The organism is Pseudomonas sp. P4_B4 (genome assembly GCF_056402255.1).
In genome coordinates this window covers 1-21930 of sequence record NZ_JBFUHS010000012.1, presented here as the reverse complement: position 1 = coordinate 21930, position 21930 = coordinate 1, and the positions used below count along the sequence as shown (strand labels likewise).

The window sequence follows — 21930 nt, the reverse complement described above, 5'->3', positions numbered from 1 at the left end:
GCAAGCAGGAGAATAACAAGATGAAATTTGTAAAAACCGTGTTGGCCGCTTCGCTGGCCATGGTCCTTGCCGCTCAGGCACAGGCTGCTGTTTCAACTCAGGAAGCTGCCAAGCTGGGCACCAGCCTGACACAGGTAGGGGCTGAAAAAGCCGGGAACGCTGATGGTTCCATTCCTGCCTACAACGGTGGCTTGACCACTGCGCCGGCCAGCTTCAAAGCCGGCGACAGCATGCGCCCGGATCCGTTTGCCAGTGAAAAGCCTGTGCTGGTGATCGACGGCAAGAACGTCGAGCAGTACAAGGGCATGCTCACGGCGACCACGGTAGAACTGGCCAAGCGTTTCCCGACGTTCCGTGTCGACGTGTTCCCGACGCACCGCACCGTGTCGCTGCCTCAAGCGATTCTGGACAACGGCGTGAAGAACGCCAGCGGCGCCAAGTCCCTGGAAGGTGGCCTGGCCATTGACAACGTGCTGCCGGGCATTCCGTTCCCGATTCCGCAGTCGGGCAACGAAGCGATGTGGAACTTCCTGTTGCGTTATCAGGGCGTGAGCATCAGCTCCAAGTACGACTCCTGGAACGTCGACTCCGCGGGCGTTCCTAGCCTGGCGACCACCGGGCAAGCGAACATCTCCTACCCGATCTACGAAAACCTCTCGCAGCCGATCAGCAGTTCCGATGTGTACTACCAGATGAAGCTGGCATACACCGGCCCTGCGCGCCGCGCCGGTGAGGCGATCATGCTCAAGGACGCCGCCAACCCGTTGCAGCAACCGCGTCGCGCCTGGCAGTACTTGCCGGGGCAGCGTCGGGTAAAGCTGGCTCCGAGCCTGGCCTACGACACGCCTAACCCTGGTACCGCTGGCGCGGGCACCTACGATGACGTGTTCGTGTTCAACGGTGCACTGGATCGCTACGACTGGAAACTGGTCGGCAAGCAAGAAATGATCGTGCCCTACAACACCTACAAGCTGACCTACGTCCAGGATCCGAAGTCGCTGACCACCGCCAATCACCTGTCGCCTGACTTCGTACGCTGGGAAAAACACCGTGTATGGGTCGTCGAAGGCAACCTCAAGGCCGGTGCCCGTCACATCTACGCCAAGCGTCGCTTCTACCTCGACGAAGACAGCTGGACCGCTTTGGCCTCGGATCAATATGACGCCCGTGGTCAGCTCTATCGCGGTTCCTTCGCCTTCCTGAGCCAGAGCTATGACAAGCAGGTTCCGGATTCGACGCCCTTCATGATCTACGACCTGGTCGGTGGTTCATACAACATCAACGGTGTAGTCGGCCCGTACGGCGGCATCAAGTACATCGAGCCGCTCTCCAAGGCCCAGTGGTCTTCGGAATCCCTGGCCGGCGCCGGTATTCGCTAAGCCAACCGCATTGTGGGAGCGAGCCTGCTCGCGATGGACGTTAACGATGACGCGTGTTTTCTGGATGCCCGCGTCGCCCACTCGTCCTTCGCGAGCAGGCTCGCTCCTACCAACGGCATGACTTGCAGGGCGCGGTTTTCCGAAGAGGACGCAGTATGTGTTCGTATAAAAATAATATGTTGCAGTTGGCGTTTGGCGTTGTGCTTTGCCTGTCGCAGGGCATCACCCAGGCGGCCGATTACGTTGATGTGCTGGACCTGCCCGCCAGAGTCAGTGCCTTGGCCATCAACAGCCCGTTGTCCGGCATGACCCGTGCCGGCGGGCGCGTGATTACCGTCGGCCAGCGTGGCCATATTCTGTTTTCCGATGATTCGGGAAACCATTGGCAACAGGCTGCCGTACCGGCCAGTGCCGACCTCACTGCGGTGAATTTTCCGACCACCACCCAAGGCTGGGCGGTGGGTAATGACGGCGTGGTGCTGCACAGCAGCGACGCCGGCGCGACCTGGCAAAAGCAGCTCGACGGTCGTCAGATCGGCGCCTTGCTGGTCAAGCATTACACGGCGCTGGCCAGCGCCGAACCGGGCAATGAGCAATGGCCGCTGCTGGTCGCCGAGGGCCAGAGGCTAGTCGATCAGGGCGCGGACAAACCGCTGCTCGACGTCTGGTTCGCCAACGACAAAACCGGCTATGTGGTCGGGGTATTCAACCTGATCCTGCGCACCGACGACGGTGGCCTGACCTGGACGCCATTCCAGGACCGCACCGACAACCCCCAGGGTTTCCACCTCAACGCCATCGCCTCTACCGGCGACGGTCTGTACATCGCTGGCGAGCAAGGCCTGTTGCTCAAGTGGGACGACAGCGCCCAGCGCTTCAATGCCGTGCCGACGCCTTATCAAGGCAGCTTCTTCGGCGTGCTCGGCAAGCCTGGCGAAGTGCTGATCTACGGCCTGCGCGGCAACGTGCTGCGCAGCACCGACGGCGGCCAGAGCTGGACCGCACTGGACAGCGGCCTGCACGTCAGCATCACCGCGGGCCTGATCGATGCCCGTGGCGATTATCGCTTGTTCACCCAGGGCGGGCAGATGCTGGTCAGCCAAGGGACGGGCGCGCAGTTGCATCTGGTGCGGCAACCGGCACCGACCCCGGTCGCCGGTGCCACCCAGTCCGCCGCTGGCGCGTTGGTGGTAGCGGGCAGCCGTGGCGCCCGGACGCTGTCCGCCGATCCAGCCCTCGAACCCTAAGAGCGAGAACCCAGACATGGGCAATATCAAACAAGACGCCATGCCGGTGATCCGCGAACTGCGGGATTTCGACCAGCGCTCCGGCAACCTCCTCGAACGGCTGGTATTCAACTACCGCCCGCTGTTCATGTTGCTGATGGCGCTCGCCACCGTGGTGCTGGGCTTCATGGCGGTGACTCGCCTGGAGTTGCGCCCAAGCTTCGAAAAAATGATTCCGCAGAGCCAGCCCTATATCCAGAACTTCCTGGAAAACCGCCAGTCGCTGCGCGGTCTGGGCAACTCGGTGCGCGTCGTGGTCGAGAACACCCAGGGCGATATTTTCGACCCCGAATACCTCGACGTGCTCAAGCAGGTCAACGACCAGCTGTTCCTCACCGAAGGCGTCGACCGCGCGTGGATGAAGTCGCTGTGGAGCCCGGCCGTGCGCTGGACCGAAGTCACCGAGGACGGTTTCCAGGGTGGCCCGGTGATGCCCGACAGTTATCAGGGCTCGCCCTCCGACATTGAACAGTTGCGCCAGAACATCTCCCGCGCCGGCCTGGTGGGCAGCCTGGTGGCCAGCGACTTCAAGTCGACCATGCTGATCGTGCCGCTGATGGACAAAGCCGCCGCCGGTGGTCAACGCATCAACTACCACGCGTTCTCGCAGATGCTCGAAGAGCAGTTGCGCGACAAGATCGAATACGCCGGCGACAGCGCTGCGCGTAAATCCGGGGTCGAAGGCACCGGCCATTACAAGGTGCGGGTGATCGGCTTCGCCAAACTCATGGGCGACCTGATCGACGGCCTGATCCAGGTGATGATGTTCTTCGGCCTTGCCGTGGTCACGTCGCTGATCATCATCTACGCCTACACCCGTTGCGTGCGCAGCACCCTGCTGGTGGTCGGCTGCTCGCTGATCGCAGTGGTCTGGCAACTGGGCATCGTCGCCTGGCTCGGCTACGCCATCGATCCGTACTCGGTGCTGGTGCCGTTCTTGATCTTCGCCATCGGCGTGTCCCATGCCGCGCAGAAGATGAACGGCATCATGCAGGACATCGCCCGTGGCACCCATAAACTGATCGCTGCGCGCTACACCTTCCGCCGTCTGTTCATTGCCGGCGTCACCGCGTTGCTGGCCGATGCCGTGGGTTTCGCCGTGTTGATGCTGATCGACATCCCGGTGATCCAGGACCTGGCGATCACCGCCAGTATCGGTGTCGCGGTACTGATCTTCACCTCGCTGTTGCTGATGCCGGTGGCGCTGTCCTACGTCGGCGTCGGTGCCAAGGCCGCCGAGCGTGCGCTGAAAATCGACAACCGCGCAGAGAAGCACAAAGGCTTCGGCAGACTGTGGGACACGCTCGATCGCTTCACCACCGCCAAGTGGGCCACCGGCGCGGTAGTGGTCGCGGTGTTGATGGGCATTGGCGGTTACATGGTCAGCCTGAACCTGAAGATCGGCGACCTGGACAGCGGGGCGCCGGAGTTGCGCGCCGACTCGCGCTACAACCGCGACAACGCCTACATCACCCAGCATTACGCGCTGTCCAGCGACCTGTTCGCGGTGATGATCAAGACCGCGCCGGAAGGCTGCCTGAACTACAAGACCCTGGTCCTCGCCGACCGCCTGGCCTGGGAACTGCAGCAGTATCCGGGCGTGCAGGCGACCGCGTCCTTGGTCAACGCGGTACGCCAGATCACCGCCGGCACCTACGAAGGCAACCCCAAGCTCAACAGCATCCAGCGCAACCAGGACGTGCTGAACTACGCCGCCCAGCAAGCCTCGGTCAACTCGCCGGAGCTGTTTAACACCGACTGCTCGCTGATGCCGGTGATTACCTTCCTCAAGGATCACAAGGCCGAAACCCTGGATGCGGTGGTGGCGATTGCCGACAAGTTCGCCAAGGAAAACAGCACCGCGGATCGCCAGTTCCTGCTCGCCGCCGGCACAGCCGGTATTGAAGCCGCGACCAACATCGTGGTGCGCGAAGCCAACCGCACCATGCTGCTGTACGTGTATGCGGCGGTGACGCTGTTCTGCCTGATCACCTTCCGCAGCTGGCGCGCCACGCTGGTGGCCCTGTTGCCGCTGGTGCTGACCTCGATCCTCTGCGAAGCCTTGATGGTGGCCATGGGTATCGGCGTGAAAGTCGCGACCCTGCCGGTGATCGCCCTCGGCGTGGGCATCGGCGTGGACTACGCCTTGTACCTGCTCAGCGTGCAGTTGCACTTCCAGCGCCAGGGCTTGCCGCTGTCCGAGGCCTACCGCAACGCCGTGTCCTTCACCGGCCGCGTGGTCGGGCTGGTGGGCATCACCCTCGCTGCCGGCGTGGTGTGCTGGGTCTGGTCGCCGATCAAGTTCCAGGCCGACATGGGCATCCTGCTGACCTTCATGTTCCTGTGGAACATGCTCGGCGCGCTGATCCTGATTCCGGCCCTGTCCTACTTCCTGCTGCGCGAACGGGCCCCTCAGCCCGGTTCTGTCGCGGCAACCGAAAACGCTGAATCCACTGAACGTCCCGGCATGCCCCATGCCGTGACCACTTCCGAGTAAGCCAAGATGTCTGATTACAAAGCTCCCCTGCGCGACATGCGCTTCGTACTCAACGAGGTTTTCCAGGTGTCCCGGCTCTGGGCGCAATTGCCCGGCCTGGCCGACGTGATCGATGAAGAAACCGCCGCCGCCATCCTCGAAGAGGCCGGCAAGATCAGCGCCGAAGTGATCGCGCCACTGAACCGCGCCAGCGACGAACAGGGCTGCACCTGGAGCAATGGCTCGGTCAGCGCCCCGGATGGTTTTGCCGAGGCCTATCAAGCCTTCGCCGAAGGCGGTTGGGTGGGTGTCGGCGGTGATCCGCGGTACGGCGGCATGGGAATGCCCAAGGCGATTTCGGCCCAGGTCGAAGAGATGGTCAACTCGGCCAGCCTGTCGTTCGGCCTGTACCCGATGCTGACCGCCGGTGCCTGCCTGTCGATCAAGGCCCACGCCAGTGAAGAACTGAAAGCGGCTTACTTGCCGAACATGTACGCCGGCACCTGGACCGGTTCGATGTGCCTGACCGAAGCCCATTCCGGTACCGACCTGGGCCTGATCCGCACCAAGGCTGAACCCCAGACCGATGGCAGTTACAAGGTCAGCGGCAGCAAGATTTTCATCACCGGCGGTGAGCACGACCTGACCGAAAACATCATTCATCTGGTGCTGGCGCGTCTGCCGGATGCACCGGCCGGGCCGAAAGGCATCTCGCTGTTCCTGGTGCCGAAAGTGCTGGTCAACGCCGACGGATCGCTGGGCGAAAACAACGCGCTGTCCTGCGGTTCCATCGAACACAAGATGGGCATCAAGGCCTCCGCCACCTGCGTGATGAACTTCGACGGCGCCACCGGCTGGATTGTCGACGCACCGAACAAAGGCTTGGCGGCCATGTTCACCATGATGAACTACGAGCGTCTGGGCGTGGGCATCCAGGGCCTGGCGCAGGGTGAGCGTTCGTACCAGAACGCCGTCGCCTACGCCCGTGACCGCCTGCAAAGCCGCGCACCGACCGGCGCGCAGCACAAGGACAAAGCGGCCGACCCGATCATCGTGCACCCGGACGTGCGCCGCATGCTGCTGACCATGAAAGCCTTGAACGAAGGCGGTCGTGCGTTCTCCAGCTACGTGGCCCTGCAACTGGACATCGCCAAGTACAGCGAAGACGCACCGACACGCCAGCGCGCGCAGGATCTGGTATCGCTGCTGACCCCGGTGGCCAAGGCCTTTCTCACCGACATGGGCCTGGAAACCACCATCCACGGCCAGCAGGTCTTCGGCGGCCACGGCTACATCCGTGAGTGGGGCCAGGAGCAACTGGTGCGCGACGTGCGCATTACCCAGATCTACGAAGGCACCAACGGCGTCCAGTCTCTGGACCTGGCCGGGCGCAAGATCGTCGGCAGCGGCGGGGCGCTCTACCGCTTGTTCGCCTCGGAAATCCGCAGTTTCACGGCCACTGCCTGCGCGGACCTCGGCGAGTTCACCCAGCCGTTGAACGCCGCCGTGGACACCCTTGACGAACTGACCGCGTGGTTGCTCGACCGGGCACAAAACAACCCGAATGAAATCGGCGCGGCCTCGGTCGAGTACCTGCACGTGTTCGGCTACACCGCGTACGCCTACATGTGGGCGCGTATGGCCAAGGCCGTCATGAGCGGCGATGCCGAAGACGATTTCTACACCAGCAAACTGGCCACCGCGCGTTTCTACTTCGCCCGGTTGCTGCCGCGTATCCACTCGTTGAGCGCATCGGCCAAGGCCGGCAGCGACTGCCTCTACGAGCTGCAAGCCGATCAGTTCTGATCGAAAGGACAAGGAACCTTAATCATGATGGCGACAAAAATAATCCCGCCCGCCGACGGCGCTTATGTCTATCCCTTGCTGATCAAGCAATTGCTGCTGTCCGGCGTGCGCTACGAGCCGGGCCGGGAAATCGTCTACGCCGACAAGCTGCGCTACAGCTACCAGACCCTCAACAAGCGTATCCGCCGACTGGCCAATGCGCTGACGGCGGCCGGGGTCAAGGCCGGTGACACTGTGGCCCTGCTCGACTGGGACAGCCACCGCTACCTGGAATGCTTCTTCGCCGTGCCGATGATCGGCGCGGTGCTGCACACAGTGAACATTCGCCTGTCGCCGGAGCAGGTGCTGTTCACCATGAACCACGCCGAGGATGACCTGGTGCTGGTGCATGATGATTTCCTGCCACTGGTCGAGCAGATCCACGGTCGGCTGGAAACCGTCAAAGGCTACCTGCAGCTCACCGATGACGAGGCGACCACGACCTCGTTGCCGGTGCTGGGCGAGTACGAGCACCTGCTGTCCCTGGCCCCGGACCAGTACGACTTCCCCGATTTCGACGAGAACTCGGTCGCCACGCTGTTCTACACCACCGGCACCACCGGCGACCCGAAAGGCGTGTACTTCAGCCACCGGCAACTGGTGCTGCACACCCTGAATGCCGTCGGTACCCTGGGCGTCTATCAGGGCCAGCCGCTGCTTCGTTCCGACGATGTGTACATGCCCATCACGCCGATGTTCCACGTGCATGCCTGGGGCGTGCCGTATGTCGCGACCCTGATGGGCATCAAGCAGGTGTACCCCGGCCGCTACGAGCCCAACAGCCTGGTCAGGCTGTACCGCGAAGAGAAGGTGACCTTCTCCCACTGCGTGCCGACCATTTTGCAGATGATCCTCAACTGTGAAGAAGGCAAGGCGACCCGTTTCGACGGCTGGAAAATGCTCCTGGGCGGCAGCGCGCTGACCCTGGGCGTGGCCAGCGAAGCCAATGCCAAAGGCATGGTGGTGCACGCCGGCTACGGCATGTCCGAGACCTGCCCGTTGCTGTGCCTGACGTACCTGCGGGATGAAGACCGCCAACTGTCCGCCGAGGCCCAACTGCCGACGCGCATCAAGACCGGCACGCCGGTGCCGATGGTCGACCTGAAGATCATCGACGCCGAGGGCAACGATGTGGCCCACGACGGTGAGTCCCTCGGTGAAATCGTCGTCCGTGCACCGTGGCTGACCCAAGGCTATTTGAAAGAGCCGGAAAAAGGCGCTGAGCTCTGGCTAAACGGCTGGCTGCACACCGGCGACATGGCCTCGATCGACCCACTCGGCGGCGTAGAAATCAAGGACCGCATCAAGGACGTGATCAAGACCGGCGGCGAGTGGATCAGCTCACTGGAACTGGAAAGCCTGATCAGCGAGCACCCGGGAGTCATGTCCGTCGCCGTCGTGGGCATCGTCGATGAACAGTGGGGCGAACGCCCGATGGCCATGGTCGTCTGCGAACCAGGGCAATACCTCGACCGCAAGATTCTGGAGGTTCATTTGCAAGCCTTCGTCGACGGCGGGCGCATCAACAAATGGGCGATCCCCAAGCAGTTCAAGTTCGTGACCGAAATCCCCAAGACCAGCGTCGGCAAGATCAACAAGAAGCTGATCCGGGAAACTGAAGCGAACTGAGGGATAAACCCGCCACTGTTGTTGTAGGAGCGAGCCTGCTCGCGATGGACTCGAGAGCGCCGCGTTTAACCGGTAAACACCCGTAATCGTTAACGACCATCGCGAGCAAGCTCACTCCTACAAGGAATTTAGCAGCAGGCGGTTTCTGGATAGTTTGCGGGGCGTCATCTTTGTCATAGTCCTCGGCAAAGATAACGCCCCGTCGGTCGCAGTTTTCAGCGCTTGTGCCAAGCTGAACGGGGTATTGAACCGCCGTGCATTCAATTGCCGGTCAGGCAAACCCCACGGAAGCCCACGACATGAACTTCACCCGTGCATCCAACGTCCGCAAAGAGTTCTACAAAGCCGTCTGGTTCTATTTCAAAGTGGTGTGGCCGATCTTCTCGATACTGCTGTTAGTGATCGTTGCGATTGGCCTCATCATCGCCCAGTTGGAGGGGTGGAGCCCTGATGACGGTGTCTACTTTGCCTTCGTGACGGGCCTGACCATTGGCTATGGAGAGCTGGTGCCAAAACTGGGTGTGTCGCGAGTGCTGGCGATCCTGCTGGGTTTCAACGGCGTGCTGATGACCGCGACATTCGCGGCGATCAGTGTCCGGGCGATTGAAGTGACCGTGACGGCGTCGCGGCAGAAGGACGTCGAGTAGGGCGGTGATGGCCACGGCCATTTAAATGGCCGCAGCCTCCGGGGCTCAATGCGAGTGCCGGTGATGGATGTCGGGAAAGTGCGGATGACTGTGGACGATCGGTGAGTGTTGGTGAACATGGCGGTGCGGTTGTACACCATCCCACTCAAAGTCATGTTCATGCTGATGATGCTCATCATGGACGTGCTTGTGGTCATGGATTTGCGGTTCGTGCTGATGCTCGTGTAAGTGACTCTCGGTCAGATGAATCCAGACCCCAAGCCCCATCAGGCCGGCAGCGATCCAAAACACCCAGGTCACGGCTTCACCGAAAAACAGGATCGCTATCGCGGCTCCCAGGAACGGCGCCGTGGAAAAGTACGCCCCGGTCCGCGCCGTACCAAGCCCCCGCAGCGCCAGGACGAATAGCACCAGACTAACGCCATACCCCAAAAAGCCCACCAGCAGGGTTGGCCCAAGAAGCGACCACTCTGGCAAGTGCATACCCAGCGCGATCCCTAGCGTGCAATTGACGGCCCCTGCCACCAGCCCTTTGGTGCCAGCAATAAACAACGCATCCGACGCAGACACCTTGCGGGTGAGGTTGTTATCAATGGCCCAACAAAAACACGCCACCGCCACCGCGACAGGCCCCAACCAGCCATGAACCTCTGCCGAAGTGCGAGGCCACGCCAACAACACGCCCCCGGCAACAATGGCCACCATCCCCGCAACAATGCGCCGGTCAGCGTTCTCCCGGAACACCACCCACGCCATCAGTGCGGTCAACACGGCTTCCAGGTTCAGCAACAGTGATGCGGTGGTGCCAGAGGTGAGGGTGAGTCCAAACATCAATGAAACCGGGCCCAGTACGCCACCGAACACAATGGCCCCGATGAACCACGGCCATTCAGGGGCTGTCAGGCCTGTCGGCCGCCAGCCACGATCACGGATCAGGCGGGTTAGCGTCAGCCCGACGCCGCTGCCCAGGTAAAGCAGGCCGGCCAGGAGGATGGGGGACACGTTCAAGCCTAGCCACTTGGCCAAGGGCGTGCTGGCGCCGAACAAGGCAGCAGCGCCCAAGGCGTAGAGAATGCTTTTGGTCATTGTGGTTCCGGGGCTCAGGGAAGGCAGTTGTGAACAGGATACGCTTAGTGCAGCAAATGAGCGCCTGTGGCCTGTCCACACAACACAACCCCCCTGCTCGCGATGGCTGCGTAACATTCAGCATTTGTGCTGGCTGATACACCGCTATCGCGAGCAGGCTCGCTCCCACAGTTGTTTAGCTGTTCAGTCGGGATCGTCCAAGGCTAAGCCTCCCAACCCGCCCCAGTCACCGCCGCCTGCACCAGCGGGTGCAAGTCTGCCCCCTGATGCTCCGTCTGCCAGGTCAGCAACTCCTTGCGCATGCTGGGCGCCCAGTACATCTGCATATGATTGCGCACGCTGAGCACCGCCTGTTGCTGGTCCGGCTGGCTGGCAAAGTACTGGGCGATCTGGTTGGCCATCTTGATCAGGTTGTCGGTACTCATCGGCGCACCTCGGCTTTGGTCCCACGTTCCTGGCGACGAGCGTCAAGCAGGCGCTGTTGTTCGTCGCTGAATTCCTGGAAGCGCTTCTGCCACTCCGAAGGGTGATAAACGCGGCTGACCTCCACGGCGGTGACCTTGTACTCCGGACAGTTGGTGGCCCAGTCGGAGTTGTCGGTGGTGATCACGTTGGCGCCCGATTCCGGGAAGTGGAAAGTGGTGTACACCACGCCCGGGGCGACCCGTTCGGTGATCCGCGCACGCAGCACGGTCTGCCCGGCGCGGCTGCCGATGCCGACCCAGTCACCTTCGTTGATGCCACGGCTCTCGGCGTCGGTCGGGTGGATTTCCAGGCGATCTTCGTCATGCCAGGCCACGTTGTCGGTGCGCCGGGTCTGGGCGCCGACGTTGTACTGGCTGAGGATGCGCCCGGTGGTCAGCAGCAGCGGATAGCGACTGTTGACCTTTTCCTCGGTCGGCACGTAGCCGGTGAGCATGAAGCGCCCCTTGCCGCGCACAAACTCTTCGATGTGCATCGTCGGCGTGCCGTCCGGTGCCTCGGCGTTGCACGGCCATTGCAGGCTGCCGTGGCGATCCAGTTCGGCGTAGCTGACGTTGGTGAAGGTCGGCGTCAGGCTGGCGATCTCATCCATGATTTGCGACGGATGCTGGTAGTTCATCGGGTAGCCCAAGGCATTGGCCAGGGCCACCGTGCCTTCCCAGTCGGCCTTGCCGCCCAGCGGGTCCATGACCTTGCGCACCCGGGAGATGCGTCGCTCAGCGTTGGTGAAGGTGCCGTCTTTTTCCAGGAACGAGCAGCCCGGCAGGAACACGTGGGCGAACTTGGCGGTTTCGTTGAGGAAAATGTCCTGCACCACTATGCATTCCATGGCCGACAGAGCCGCGGTGACGTGCTGGGTATTGGGGTCGCTCTGGGCGATGTCTTCGCCCTGGCAATACAGGCCCTTGAAGCTGCCGCCCAAGGCTGCCTCGAACATGTTGGGGATACGCAGGCCCGGGTCGGGTTGCAGGGTGACGTTCCAGGCCTGTTCGAACTGCGCTCGTACCACCTCGTTGGAGACGTGCCGGTAGCCGGGCAGCTCATGGGGGAAGGAACCCATGTCGCAGGAGCCCTGGACGTTGTTCTGCCCGCGCAGCGGGTTCACGCCCACGCCTTCGCGGCCGATGTTGCCGGTGGCCATGGCCAGGTTGGCGATGCCCATCACTGAGGTACTGCCCTGGCTGTGCTCGGTGACACCCAGGCCATAGTAGATCGCTGCATTGCCACCGGTGGCATACAGGCGCGCAGCGGCACGGATGTCGGCAGCGGGTACACCGCAGACAGGGCCAAGGGCTTCCGGCGAGTTTTCCGCACGGCTGACGAATTCACTCCAGACCGCGAAATCACTGCCCTCGCAACGGGCGTCGATAAAGGCCTGGTTGAGCAGTCCTTCAGTGACAATCACATGAGCCAGCGCATTGAGCATGGCGACGTTGGTACCGGGGCGCAGGGCCAGGTGATACTCGGCGCGGGCATGCACCGTATCCACCAGATCGATGCGTCGCGGATCGATGACGATCAGCCGCGCGCCTTCACGCAGGCGGCGTTTGAGTTGGGAGGCGAACACGGGATGAGCGTCGCTGGGGTTGGCGCCCATCACCAGGATCACGTCGGCCTGCATCACCGAGTCGAAACTCTGGGTACCTGCGGACTCGCCCAACGTTTGCTTCAGGCCATAACCGGTCGGCGAGTGGCAGACCCGCGCACAGGTGTCGACGTTGTTGTTGCCGAAGGCGGCGCGCACCAGTTTTTGCACCAGATAGGTTTCTTCGTTGGTGCAGCGGCTGGAGGTGATGCCACCAATGGAATCGCGGCCATATTGTTGCTGCAGCCGACGGAATTCGCTGGCGGCGTAGGTCACCGCTTCATCCCAGCTGACTTCCTGCCAAGGGTCGCTGATGTGCTTGCGGATCATCGGTTTGGTGATGCGATCCGGGTGGGTGGCGTAGCCCCAGGCAAAGCGCCCTTTGACGCAGGAGTGGCCGTGGTTGGCCTGGCCGTTCTTGTCCGGAACCATGCGCACCAACTGGTCGCCTTTCATCTCGGCACGGAACGAGCAGCCCACCCCGCAATAGGCACAAGTGGTGATCACACTGCGTTCGGGCTGGCCCAGTTCGACCACGCTTTTTTCCATCAGGGTCGCGGTGGGGCAGGCTTGCACGCAGGCGCCGCAGGACACGCATTCCGAATCGAGGAAGTTCTCGCCACCGGCGGCGGCCACGCGGGATTCAAAACCGCGCCCGGTAATGGTCAGGGCAAAGGTGCCCTGGGTTTCTTCGCAGGCGCGCACGCAGCGGTTGCAGACGATGCACTTGCTCGGGTCGTAGTCGAAATAGGGGTTGGAGGTGTCTTTCACGTCCTCCAAATGGTTCTCGCCTTCATAGCCATAACGCACTTCCCGCAGGCCAACCTGGCCGGCGACGGTTTGCAGCTCGCAGTTGCCGTTGGCCGAGCAGGTCAGGCAGTCCAGCGGGTGATCGGAGATGTACAACTCCATGACGTTGCGGCGCAAGGTGGCGAGCTTTGGCGTCTGGGTGTGTACGCTCATGCCTTCGCTGACCGGCGTGGTGCAGGACGCCGGATACCCGCGCATGCCGTCGATCTCCACCAGGCACATGCGGCAGGAGCCGAAGGCTTCCAGGCTGTCGGTGGCACAGAGTTTGGGAATGGTGGTGCCCAGCAACGCAGCGGCGCGCATCACCGAAGTGCCTTCGGGCACGCTGATGCTGCGGCCATCGATGTTCAGGGTGACTTGCACCTGGCTGTCGCGGGCTGGCGTGCCGAGGTCGATATCGGTTTTCGGGTCGAAGAGAGTGATCATTGTTCGGCCTCCGAGGCTTGCAGACCGAAGTCAGCGGGGAAGTGCTTGAGGGCGCTGGTCACGGGATAAGACGTCATGCCGCCCAACGCGCACAGCGAACCGTATTGCAGGGTGTCGCACAGGTCCTTGAGGATGATCACCTGCTCATCACGACTGTTCTGGTCCGGCGCAGCCAGCAGACGGTCGATCACCTCGACGCCCCGGGTCGAGCCGATGCGGCACGGCGTGCATTTGCCACAGGACTCCTCGGCGCAGAACTGCATCGCGAAGCGCGCCATGCGGGCCATGTCGAGGGTGTCGTCAGCCACCACCACACCACCGTGACCGAGCATTGCGCCGATGGCCATAAAGGCTTCGTAATCCAGCGGCGTATCGAATTGCGAGGGCGGAACCCATGCACCGAGAGGGCCACCAACCTGCGCAGCTTTCAGCGGACGACCACTGGCGGTGCCACCACCGTAGTCTTCCACCAGTTCGCGCAGGGTCAGGCCAAAGGCCCGTTCCACCAGACCGCCATGACGCACATTGCCCGCCAGCTGGAAGGGCATGGTGCCCAGGGAACGGCCCATGCCGTAATCGCGGTAGAACTGCGCACCCTTGGCCAGAATCAGCGGCACCGAGGCCAAAGTCAGCACGTTGTGCACCAGCGTCGGCAAGCCGAACAAGCCCTGCAACGCGGGAATCGGCGGCTTGGCGCGGACGATCCCGCGCTTGCCTTCGAGCGAGTCCAGCAGCGCGGTTTCTTCACCGCAGATATAAGCCCCGGCCCCGACCCGCACTTCCATATCGAAAGCCTGACCGCTGCCGCCGACATCGGAGCCCAGGTAACCGGCTTCTCGGGCGATGTTCAACGCCTGACGCAGCGTGGCCACGGCATCCGGATATTCCGAGCGGACATAGATGTAGCCGAAGGTGGCGCCGACGGTAATGCCGGCAATCGCCATGCCTTCGATCAGCAGGAAAGGGTCGCCTTCCATCAACATGCGGTCGGCAAAGGTGCCGGAGTCGCCTTCGTCGGCGTTGCACACAATGTACTTTTGCGCAGCCTGGGTGCCGCGCACCGTGCGCCACTTGATCCCGGCCGGGAAAGCCGCGCCGCCACGGCCACGCAGGCCCGAATCGAACACCGCCGTCGCGGTCTGCTCACCGCCAATGGCGATGGCCTGGGTCAAACCCTCGAAACCGCCGTGGGCCCGGTAATCCTCCAGGGACAGCGGCCGGGTAATGCCAGCACGGGCGAACAGCAGGCGTTGTTGAGTCTTCAGATACTGCAATTCCTCCACCAGCCCCAAGGCCAGCGGATGAGCGGACGGCTCGCTTTGCAGCGCATCGAGCACCGACGGCACATCAGCCGCCGTCAGCGGCCCAAAACCGATACGACCTTGCGCGCTGTCCACTTCCAGCAGCGGTTCCAGCCAATACAAACCGCGCGAACTGGTGCGCTGCAACTCCAGCGGCAGATTGCGTTCCCGGGCCTGAGTGATCAGCGCCACCGCCACCTCATCGGCACCCACGGCACGGGCAAGGGAATCACAAGGCAGATAAAGAGTCGGCATCATGCGTCCTCCCGGCAAGCATCGAGCAATGCATCCAGACGCTCGGCACTGAGCCGCGCATGCACCCGGCCATCCAACTCCAGAGCCGGCGAACAGGCGCAGGCACCCAGGCAATACACCGGCCGCAAACTGATGCTGCCATCGGCGCTGCTGCCGTGATCGTCCAGTTGCAGACGCTCGCGCAACTGCGCGGCAAGCTGCTCGGCACCACGGCTCTGGCACGACTCGGCCCGGCACAGACGCAAGATATGTCGCGCGGGAGGCGCGGTACGGAAGTCATGGTAAAAACTGATCACCCCGCGAACCTCGGCCTGACTCAGGTTGAGGGCATGGGCAATCTCGGGGACGGCGACATCGGGGATATAACCGATGCGCTCCTGAATATCATGAAGAATGGGCAACAGCGCACCCGCAGAGCCCTTGTGGCGCTCCAGCAGACTGTTGACCACAGGCAGGTGCAACTTCTCATCAGGCATTCAGCAATCCTCACGGTCACGGACAAACCAGAAGGTCGTCGGTTGTCCGAAAGTGTCGGCTGCGGCATTCACACCACGTCACGGTATCGTGGCATCTACAGACCGTCGGCCAGGGCACCCTGAGCGGGCATCTTGTTGCGCCCGGCACGGTCTTCGCCGCACCTCAATAGGGGCATAAAAGCCAGATTGCCACGCGGCCCTTGATTCGGCCGCACCAGAGCGACGTGTTTGGTTCAGTCTACGACCTTGTATTGAGTCTAGAAGAATGAGGCGGGAGGCGCCGTGCCAGAGGGGAGCTTGCTGGAGTTATGCACAGCGGATTGCCTGTGGAGAAGGTGACGAACAAGCCCACTGGAAGGACTCGGAGGCTGGAAAAGCCGAGGCAACCACCGTTCCTGCTGGCGACGTTGACATTGCCATTAGGCTACGACAGCATTAATCCCAATCGCGCCCGATCCTCTGGTGCTGGCTCAGTCCGGCATTACGTTCGGGCCTTCTTGTTTATGGAACATGGAGGTTGCCTACGCCAGCCCCTCCGAAGCTTTCCTTACGAAACCATCGGGGCTAATCCCAAATACCACTAAACACACAAAACCGCTGTAGGAGCGAGCTTGCTCGCGATAGTGCCAGCCCAAACAACATAAATGCTGAATCAACTACCACCATCACAAACCACCTACACCCCACAGGCCTCAACCACTAAGCCTCAGCCTTCGCCCCCGCCCGCTTGGATACCGGCGCACAAGTCCGATCCCGAGTCAGCACCTTCACCGCATCATCCACCAACGCCTTACTCATCGAAGTCAGATAATGCGCAGCCCAGGCGTGACGATCAGTGTCTCTGGCATAAGCGGCATCTTCAGTGAGCGTTTTGGCCAGGAACAGAAAATCGGAGGCCATGGATAACGCATCGCCGAGAGGGACACCGCGAGTGACATGGAACAGCGCTTGATCCGCGCAGTAGATGGCCGGTGTCAGGCCGATGGTTTTGAGTTCAGGTTGTTCGGTCATTGGCCACCTCCGAGGATGGAGAGGCAATGGGGGAGGGGGTTACGCGATCGGGAATTGCGTAGAGGGGAAAGCCAAATTTCAAACGGATTGATACTGCGCATTATCCAACTCCTTGATATGAGGAGCTGCCACGTTCGTTACCACACGAATGGGTGACAGCTGTGCGCAGGGTGGTAAACCGGGAATCAAGGAAACCGGCACGCCCGAGGGCGTCCCACGCACAGCCGCCATAACTCACGCCGCAGGCATAAAAAAAGCGCCTGATGACGTGATTGGGGCGCTGTTGCGCCTTGAATAACTCGGGTTACCACACCCGGTCGCTGAATTGGCAGCGACGGTGGGAGGGTATCGTGTGGTCCCTTTTCCTGCAACCTTCGAGAGCGCTGAGCAATGATGTGGTCAGTCACCGCAGATATCCGCGTGATGAAGGCGCGGCGACGCTCTGGAAAAAGGGCAATGCCATCTGTCCGCGGGTTACATATTTGCGCTTCGGGTCGTTGCGGATTTACCTCATACTCGCCCGCTTCTACCGTCGGTAGCTCCGCTTCTCTACTAATCTGTAGACGCTGTTACCAGATATTCAATAGCCAAGGAGAAAGGCAATGCCAGATAGCGGGAACCAGCTTCAGTCGGACGCATCTGCCAAGGATGCTCTTGAACGGTTACTGGACCCATCTGATTTGCCTGCGACCCTATGAGTCAAGCCGCCTTCGTCAATCCAAGCCTGCTCACCTGGTCTCGTGAGCGCGCAGGTCTCTCCACTGAGCAGGTTGCTAAAAAGCTGCCAGTGAAGCCTGATCGAGTACATGAATGGGAGGCTGGCGAGACCAAGCCAACATTCCTTCAGGCTCAAAAGTGGGCGAGTGTCGCTCACATCCCTTTCGGATTCCTGTTTCTACAGCAGCCTCCCGTCGAACAACTGCCTTTACCTGATCTGCGGACGGTGGGAGGGATTGCTCCTCAACGTCCCACTTTGGAACTGTTGGACACCGTAAGGGATGCCATACGTAAGCAGGACTGGTACCTGGAGTATTTGCAACACCAGGAGCATCAACCGCTGGGATTTGTAGGTCGCTTCAGTAGTCGATCTCAAGTCGGAGAGGTGGTCGACGATATTCGCCGGGTCCTCGGCGTGAACCCTGACATTGCTCGATTGGATTACGAAAAATACAGCCGTGCCTTGATCGAAGCTGCTGAGGCGGCTGGCGTTTTGGTTATGCGCAGTGGAATTGCTTTTGGGAACACTCACCGCAAACTTGAAGTGAGCGAGTTTCGGGGGTTTGCCATCAGTAATACCTACGCCCCAATTGTATTTATCAACAGTTCCGACGCCCCCACCGCCAGGCTGTTCACGTTGCTTCACGAGCTTGCCCATATCTGGATTGGTAGCAGTGGCGTGTCTGACGGGAATTCCGCAAATGGTCGAGACGAGGAGCGTTTCTGCAATACAGTTGCAGGTGAGTTTCTGGCTCCCGAAGCCCAATTCCGTGCCCTTTGGAACGCAGATATTGACTGGCAAGACAATTTAGCTCCGCTAGCCACTCGGTTTCATATCAGTAAATTAGCTATCGGTCGCCGCGCATTGGATCTTGGATATATAAGCCAAGCCCAATACAGCGCCTACTATCGAGTGATCCTCAAGGCTTTCCAGGATGAAAAAGGTGGGGCGGGTGACTATTACCGTAACGCCACCGCGAAAAACAGCCCTCGCCTAAGCAAGGCAGTGCTGACTGAAGCAATGAGTGGCCGGATGCTGCTGCGCGAAGCGGGACACTTGCTCGGCGTGCAACCTGCCAAATTAAGGACTCTCGCCAGCAAGATTACGGAATGAATCATTTACTCGACGCTAACACCCTGATCGAAGCGAAGAACCGTTACTACGGGATGGCTATCTGTCCTGGCTATTGGCAATGGCTGTTGTTGAAAAATAAAGCGTTAGATTTAGCCAGTATCGCACCTGTTAAGGATGAGTTAACTAAGGGGCATGACGAATTGGCGGAGTGGGCGAAGGAAAATCAAGAGTTCTTCCACTCAACCACCGATAAAGCTACGCAAATGGCGTTTGCTCAGATTGCAGGGCTTGTGGCAAATCAAGCGCCGAAAATGAAAGTAGGTGCTATGGACGATTTCTTAGCCGGTGCTGACCCTTGGTTAATCGCAAAAGCTATGACTACGGGGGCTACAGTCGTTACTCATGAAGTGTTGAATCGTGAAGCCAAACGAAAATTCATCATTCCTAATCTTTGTGAGCAGCTAAACATTCCTTTTTTGAATACGTTTGAGCTGCTGCATAGGCTTGAAGCAAGGTTTGTGTTACCTGCTTGATAGATTAGTTAAAGACCAGAATAGGCTTGTAAGAAAGTTGGCGTTAGATATGTCGAGATGGGAATTAGCCAGAAAGTCATCTCTTACAATATGTCTTTCAAGTATTTTTTGATCGCGATCAGTGGCGCATCAAGCTGCTCCATCGTTTGCGCATTGCCAAAACTAATCGCCAACCTTTTCAGCTCACGCCCTAGCGGTTTCTCAATACCGCCGACGGCATCCAGTGCCAATGCCAGACACTCATCCACTTTGAGCTGGATCGCTTCGACATCACCCCGGCGTACCAGTATGCCAAACACATCCCGCTGATAGTCGCTCATGACCAGGTCGTCCCGCAAAATCGGACTCTGATCCGCTGACTCATAAGCCAGCTTCAGCGAGAAAAGCGCGACTGTTTCCAGTGGGGTTTCCATGGGGATGGTCCTTGTGCAGTGTCCAGCGTGTCTGGTGAAGGAGGGTCAAAAGATCGCAGCCCGCGGCAGCTCCTACAGAGGGCAGCAATGTGGATCACTTTTCTATGGACGAAAAAAAAGGCCTTGCAAAGCAAGACCTTTCTTAATTTTGGTGCCCGAGGGGGACTCGAAGAATAGGTTAAGCATTTGATTAATATCTATAAAAGCACATGTACACTTTTTAATATACGGAAAAGTGTAAATTTGAGTGATTTATATCAATGGAACTTGGTGGATGGAAGATTCCAGATTTCGCCTTTCTGATTTCCGACGAGATGCATGTTGTGTGAGTCATTGCTGTCAACAAAGCAATCGGGTTCGGTGGAGTCTGGCCTGCCGCTATAGGCAACTGTCGACCCAAACATGTCTGTCATGACAGGCAGAAAACGACCGAGGCTGTGTAAAAACGGTTTAGAGCAGGTTTGACAGTCAGAACCAGAACGAAAATCGCGTTCCTACACAAATTTCAGGTCCCCGCTGATACACCAATCATTGGCAGATTTTACGTAGCGACACAGACTTCAAGACAGTGTCTTTGTTTTTACACAGCCTGGACCCAAAGCTGACGGTAGTGACAGGCAGAAGTCGGCTAGGAGCAGTCACTCAGCGCGCTTGCAAAATGAAGGAGGATTCAGTTTCCCATTCAACTGACCTTGCTGCGATACCAGACGGCAGTAGGTTCGTTATCAGCTTGGGATTTTCGTATTTCGAACTGCCGTGATTCGTACAGGGCATGCCTCCAGCTTTTGCAACCGTAGCGCTTGGGCGTCTGCTCTGGATAGGTTCCACCAATCCAGCAGATGGCTGCTTCCAGTCGAGTCCAGCCATCTTCGGCAAGTGTGTTTTCTGCTTCACGTAAACAGCGGCATATCCCACTGCCAGGCCAAAAGACTGAACCGTCCTCCCTGATACCGTCGATGAGCGCATCTTCAAATGCCTGGCTCTGCATAAGCGAAGCCAGTTTAGCTCGTGCCTCACTCATATGTTTGGCCCAGGATTGCAGATTTAGGCAATGCCGATTGATGGTTTCGTAGCTTTCCTCCAGAAAACCAACCGCCGCCTGGCAGCCTGATTCAGACCAGAGATCGAAACGCTCAATAAAGTGGTGAACCACTTCATTGCGCAGGTCAACCAGCTCCTTGAGGTCGGCCTTCATTGCCTCATAGTTCTCGGCTGTCATTTCCAACTGGTATCGATACCTGAGCCAGATCTGGTCACCGAGATCGGCTTCCGTCTGTGACTCTTCTTCATTTGGGAGAAGCGGGGACAGAAAGCTTTCGGTCAACATCCCCATCAACGTGCCCATCGTCTTGTTCTGGGCACGTGCGACCTTCTGCTCACGGATGATAGGCAGCCGATCCGCAGGACGGCTCAGCTCACCATGCGCGACAATGGCTTTCAGCTGCCGTTCGTATTGTTGCAAGCGCAACAGACAGCGTCCGAGTTTGCGCTGCACTATATGTTGAATAGCAGGTACATCATCCGAGGGCATGGTAGTGACGTCCTCCATGATTAACGACTCAGGCATAAGTGGTAGGGCTGGAGCGATTCACAGCAATACTCTCGCCCTGCTAGGAGGGCGAGCAACGCGTAAATCGGACGCTTTTCAAGCTCAGTGTAGGTTGAGTCAATCCGCTCGGACTTTTTCAACAGAATCGGTCGACAGCTGCCGCTGGCAGGTGACAGCTATGGGGCGAGGCTGTGTAAAAACATTTTAAGGCAGATGCGGCAATGAAAATCGGCGCGAAAAACACGCACCTACGCAAAATCCAGGTCTGCTAACTAACCGGACGTTTGCAGATTCAACGTAGAAGCGAGGACTTCAAAACGGCGTCTGTGTTTTTACACAGCCTGGGTCGTTTTCAGCCTGTCGCGACAGGCGGCAATCCACAGCCAAAAGCGGTCAGTCAGCGTCTACGAAATAAGGGGCGACTTAGTGACGACGTGGTCTGGGTACTCTGCTGCCCTGATGTTTTGTACAGACCTTGGAAGTTTTCATAGTGGCAACCTAGGCTCTTTGGTAAGGGAAAAGAATTTCTAGACAGGGGTTGACCACGTATTTTAATGCTGTAGTATTCGCCTCCCGCTAACGAGCAGCTTGATGCTGGTTTTGGCTTAAGTAGTTGATTTTATTATTAAAATCAGAAGCTTTTAAGGGTGCTGCTTAAAGGGGTTTGCTGTAGAGTGCACGCCTCGGTTGAGATGAAAGATCTTAACCAACCGCTCTTTAACAACTGAATCAAGCAATTCGTGTGGGTGCTTGTGGAGTCAGACTGCTAGTCAACAGATTATCAGCATCACAAGTTACTCCGCGAGAAATCAAAGATGTAACCAACGATTGCTGAGCCAAGTTTAGGGTTTTCTCAAAACCCAAAGATGTTTGAACTGAAGAGTTTGATCATGGCTCAGATTGAACGCTGGCGGCAGGCCTAACACATGCAAGTCGAGCGGATCGGAT

At 59.4% G+C, this 21930-nt stretch carries 16 protein-coding genes and 1 rRNA gene; 9 read left to right on the top strand and 8 right to left on the bottom strand.

Going from position 1 to position 21930, the window contains the following annotated elements:
• Positions 1-20: 20 nt before the first annotated feature.
• The 6 genes from AC1DVE_RS14550 (at position 21) to AC1DVE_RS14525 (ending at position 9262) form a co-directional block, all read left to right on the top strand.
• Positions 21-1379 (top strand): DUF1329 domain-containing protein, encoded by a 1359-nt coding sequence (locus tag AC1DVE_RS14550; RefSeq protein WP_223459233.1) that lies wholly within the window; start codon positions 21-23, stop codon positions 1377-1379.
• Between the two features lie 155 nt (positions 1380-1534).
• Positions 1535-2626, top strand: a complete 1092-nt coding sequence (locus AC1DVE_RS14545; RefSeq protein ID WP_477784007.1) for a WD40/YVTN/BNR-like repeat-containing protein — start codon at positions 1535-1537, stop codon at positions 2624-2626.
• Between the two features lie 16 nt (positions 2627-2642).
• Positions 2643-5162: an efflux RND transporter permease subunit gene (locus tag AC1DVE_RS14540; protein WP_223459237.1), complete on the top strand. Its 2520-nt coding sequence runs from the start codon at positions 2643-2645 to the stop codon at positions 5160-5162.
• 6 nt (positions 5163-5168) lie between these two features.
• On the top strand, positions 5169-6947 hold the full coding sequence (locus AC1DVE_RS14535; RefSeq protein WP_223537610.1) for an acyl-CoA dehydrogenase C-terminal domain-containing protein: 1779 nt from the start codon (positions 5169-5171) through the stop codon (positions 6945-6947).
• Positions 6948-6971: 24 nt separating this feature from the next.
• Entirely contained in the window at positions 6972-8615 is a 1644-nt protein-coding gene (locus AC1DVE_RS14530; protein ID WP_223459241.1) for a fatty acid--CoA ligase, read from the top strand.
• A 299-nt stretch (positions 8616-8914) separates the two neighbouring features.
• Positions 8915-9262 carry a potassium channel family protein gene (locus tag AC1DVE_RS14525; protein ID WP_046040256.1) on the top strand — a complete coding sequence of 116 codons (348 nt, stop codon included), beginning with the start codon at positions 8915-8917 and terminating at the stop codon, positions 9260-9262.
• A gap of 45 nt (positions 9263-9307) precedes the next feature.
• Here the strand turns inward: AC1DVE_RS14525 and AC1DVE_RS14520 are convergent, their stop codons facing one another.
• From AC1DVE_RS14520 to AC1DVE_RS14495, 6 genes are all read right to left on the bottom strand, one after another.
• The gene (locus AC1DVE_RS14520; protein WP_223459243.1) at positions 9308-10348 is read right to left on the bottom strand and encodes a DMT family transporter; all 1041 of its coding nucleotides are present in this window, start codon (positions 10346-10348) and stop codon (positions 9308-9310) included.
• A gap of 203 nt (positions 10349-10551) precedes the next feature.
• Positions 10552-10773, bottom strand: coding sequence for a formate dehydrogenase subunit delta (locus AC1DVE_RS14515; protein ID WP_223459245.1), 222 nt, complete (start codon positions 10771-10773; stop codon positions 10552-10554).
• Positions 10770-13652, bottom strand: coding sequence for a formate dehydrogenase subunit alpha (gene fdhF / locus AC1DVE_RS14510; RefSeq protein WP_223459247.1), 2883 nt, complete (start codon positions 13650-13652; stop codon positions 10770-10772). The genes AC1DVE_RS14515 and fdhF overlap by 4 nt, the downstream gene beginning before the upstream one ends.
• Positions 13649-15211, bottom strand: coding sequence for a formate dehydrogenase beta subunit (locus AC1DVE_RS14505; RefSeq protein WP_223459249.1), 1563 nt, complete (start codon positions 15209-15211; stop codon positions 13649-13651). The genes fdhF and AC1DVE_RS14505 overlap by 4 nt, the downstream gene beginning before the upstream one ends.
• Positions 15208-15684 carry a formate dehydrogenase subunit gamma gene (locus tag AC1DVE_RS14500; protein WP_223459251.1) on the bottom strand — a complete coding sequence of 159 codons (477 nt, stop codon included), beginning with the start codon at positions 15682-15684 and terminating at the stop codon, positions 15208-15210. Before AC1DVE_RS14500 ends, AC1DVE_RS14505 begins: the two co-directional genes overlap by 4 nt.
• 699 nt (positions 15685-16383) lie before the next feature.
• Complete coding sequence (locus tag AC1DVE_RS14495) at positions 16384-16695, bottom strand: DUF3077 domain-containing protein (protein WP_223459253.1); 312 nt, start codon at positions 16693-16695, stop codon at positions 16384-16386.
• A gap of 694 nt (positions 16696-17389) precedes the next feature.
• Between AC1DVE_RS14495 and AC1DVE_RS14490 the strand changes: the two genes are divergently transcribed.
• Positions 17390-18526, top strand: a complete 1137-nt coding sequence (locus AC1DVE_RS14490; protein WP_477784006.1) for an ImmA/IrrE family metallo-endopeptidase — start codon at positions 17390-17392, stop codon at positions 18524-18526.
• Positions 18523-19020, top strand: coding sequence for a DUF4411 family protein (locus AC1DVE_RS14485; protein ID WP_223459257.1), 498 nt, complete (start codon positions 18523-18525; stop codon positions 19018-19020). Before AC1DVE_RS14490 ends, AC1DVE_RS14485 begins: the two co-directional genes overlap by 4 nt.
• Before the next feature lie 83 nt (positions 19021-19103).
• On the opposite strand, the gene AC1DVE_RS14480 is transcribed toward AC1DVE_RS14485, so the two are convergent.
• Positions 19104-19433 (bottom strand): hypothetical protein, encoded by a 330-nt coding sequence (locus tag AC1DVE_RS14480; RefSeq protein ID WP_223459259.1) that lies wholly within the window; start codon positions 19431-19433, stop codon positions 19104-19106.
• Positions 19434-20115: 682 nt separating this feature from the next.
• Positions 20116-20982, bottom strand: coding sequence for an OST-HTH/LOTUS domain-containing protein (locus AC1DVE_RS14475; RefSeq protein WP_223533937.1), 867 nt, complete (start codon positions 20980-20982; stop codon positions 20116-20118).
• 872 nt (positions 20983-21854) lie between these two features.
• On the opposite strand from AC1DVE_RS14475, the gene AC1DVE_RS14470 reads away from it, so the two are divergent.
• Positions 21855-21930 (top strand): 16S ribosomal RNA (locus AC1DVE_RS14470); the annotation flags it as partial.

Coding starts and splice junctions, on each gene's coding strand:
- AC1DVE_RS14550 (WP_223459233.1), top strand. CDS start 21: ATGAAATTTGTAAAAACCGTGTTGGCCGCTTCGCTGGCCATGGTCCTT.
- AC1DVE_RS14545 (WP_477784007.1), top strand. CDS start 1,535: ATGTGTTCGTATAAAAATAATATGTTGCAGTTGGCGTTTGGCGTTGTG.
- AC1DVE_RS14540 (WP_223459237.1), top strand. CDS start 2,643: ATGGGCAATATCAAACAAGACGCCATGCCGGTGATCCGCGAACTGCGG.
- AC1DVE_RS14535 (WP_223537610.1), top strand. CDS start 5,169: ATGTCTGATTACAAAGCTCCCCTGCGCGACATGCGCTTCGTACTCAAC.
- AC1DVE_RS14530 (WP_223459241.1), top strand. CDS start 6,972: ATGATGGCGACAAAAATAATCCCGCCCGCCGACGGCGCTTATGTCTAT.
- AC1DVE_RS14525 (WP_046040256.1), top strand. CDS start 8,915: ATGAACTTCACCCGTGCATCCAACGTCCGCAAAGAGTTCTACAAAGCC.
- AC1DVE_RS14520 (WP_223459243.1), bottom strand. CDS start 10,348: ATGACCAAAAGCATTCTCTACGCCTTGGGCGCTGCTGCCTTGTTCGGC.
- AC1DVE_RS14515 (WP_223459245.1), bottom strand. CDS start 10,773: ATGAGTACCGACAACCTGATCAAGATGGCCAACCAGATCGCCCAGTAC.
- fdhF (WP_223459247.1), bottom strand. CDS start 13,652: ATGATCACTCTCTTCGACCCGAAAACCGATATCGACCTCGGCACGCCA.
- AC1DVE_RS14505 (WP_223459249.1), bottom strand. CDS start 15,211: ATGATGCCGACTCTTTATCTGCCTTGTGATTCCCTTGCCCGTGCCGTG.
- AC1DVE_RS14500 (WP_223459251.1), bottom strand. CDS start 15,684: ATGCCTGATGAGAAGTTGCACCTGCCTGTGGTCAACAGTCTGCTGGAG.
- AC1DVE_RS14495 (WP_223459253.1), bottom strand. CDS start 16,695: ATGACCGAACAACCTGAACTCAAAACCATCGGCCTGACACCGGCCATC.
- AC1DVE_RS14490 (WP_477784006.1), top strand. CDS start 17,390: ATGAGTCAAGCCGCCTTCGTCAATCCAAGCCTGCTCACCTGGTCTCGT.
- AC1DVE_RS14485 (WP_223459257.1), top strand. CDS start 18,523: ATGAATCATTTACTCGACGCTAACACCCTGATCGAAGCGAAGAACCGT.
- AC1DVE_RS14480 (WP_223459259.1), bottom strand. CDS start 19,433: ATGGAAACCCCACTGGAAACAGTCGCGCTTTTCTCGCTGAAGCTGGCT.
- AC1DVE_RS14475 (WP_223533937.1), bottom strand. CDS start 20,982: ATGGAGGACGTCACTACCATGCCCTCGGATGATGTACCTGCTATTCAA.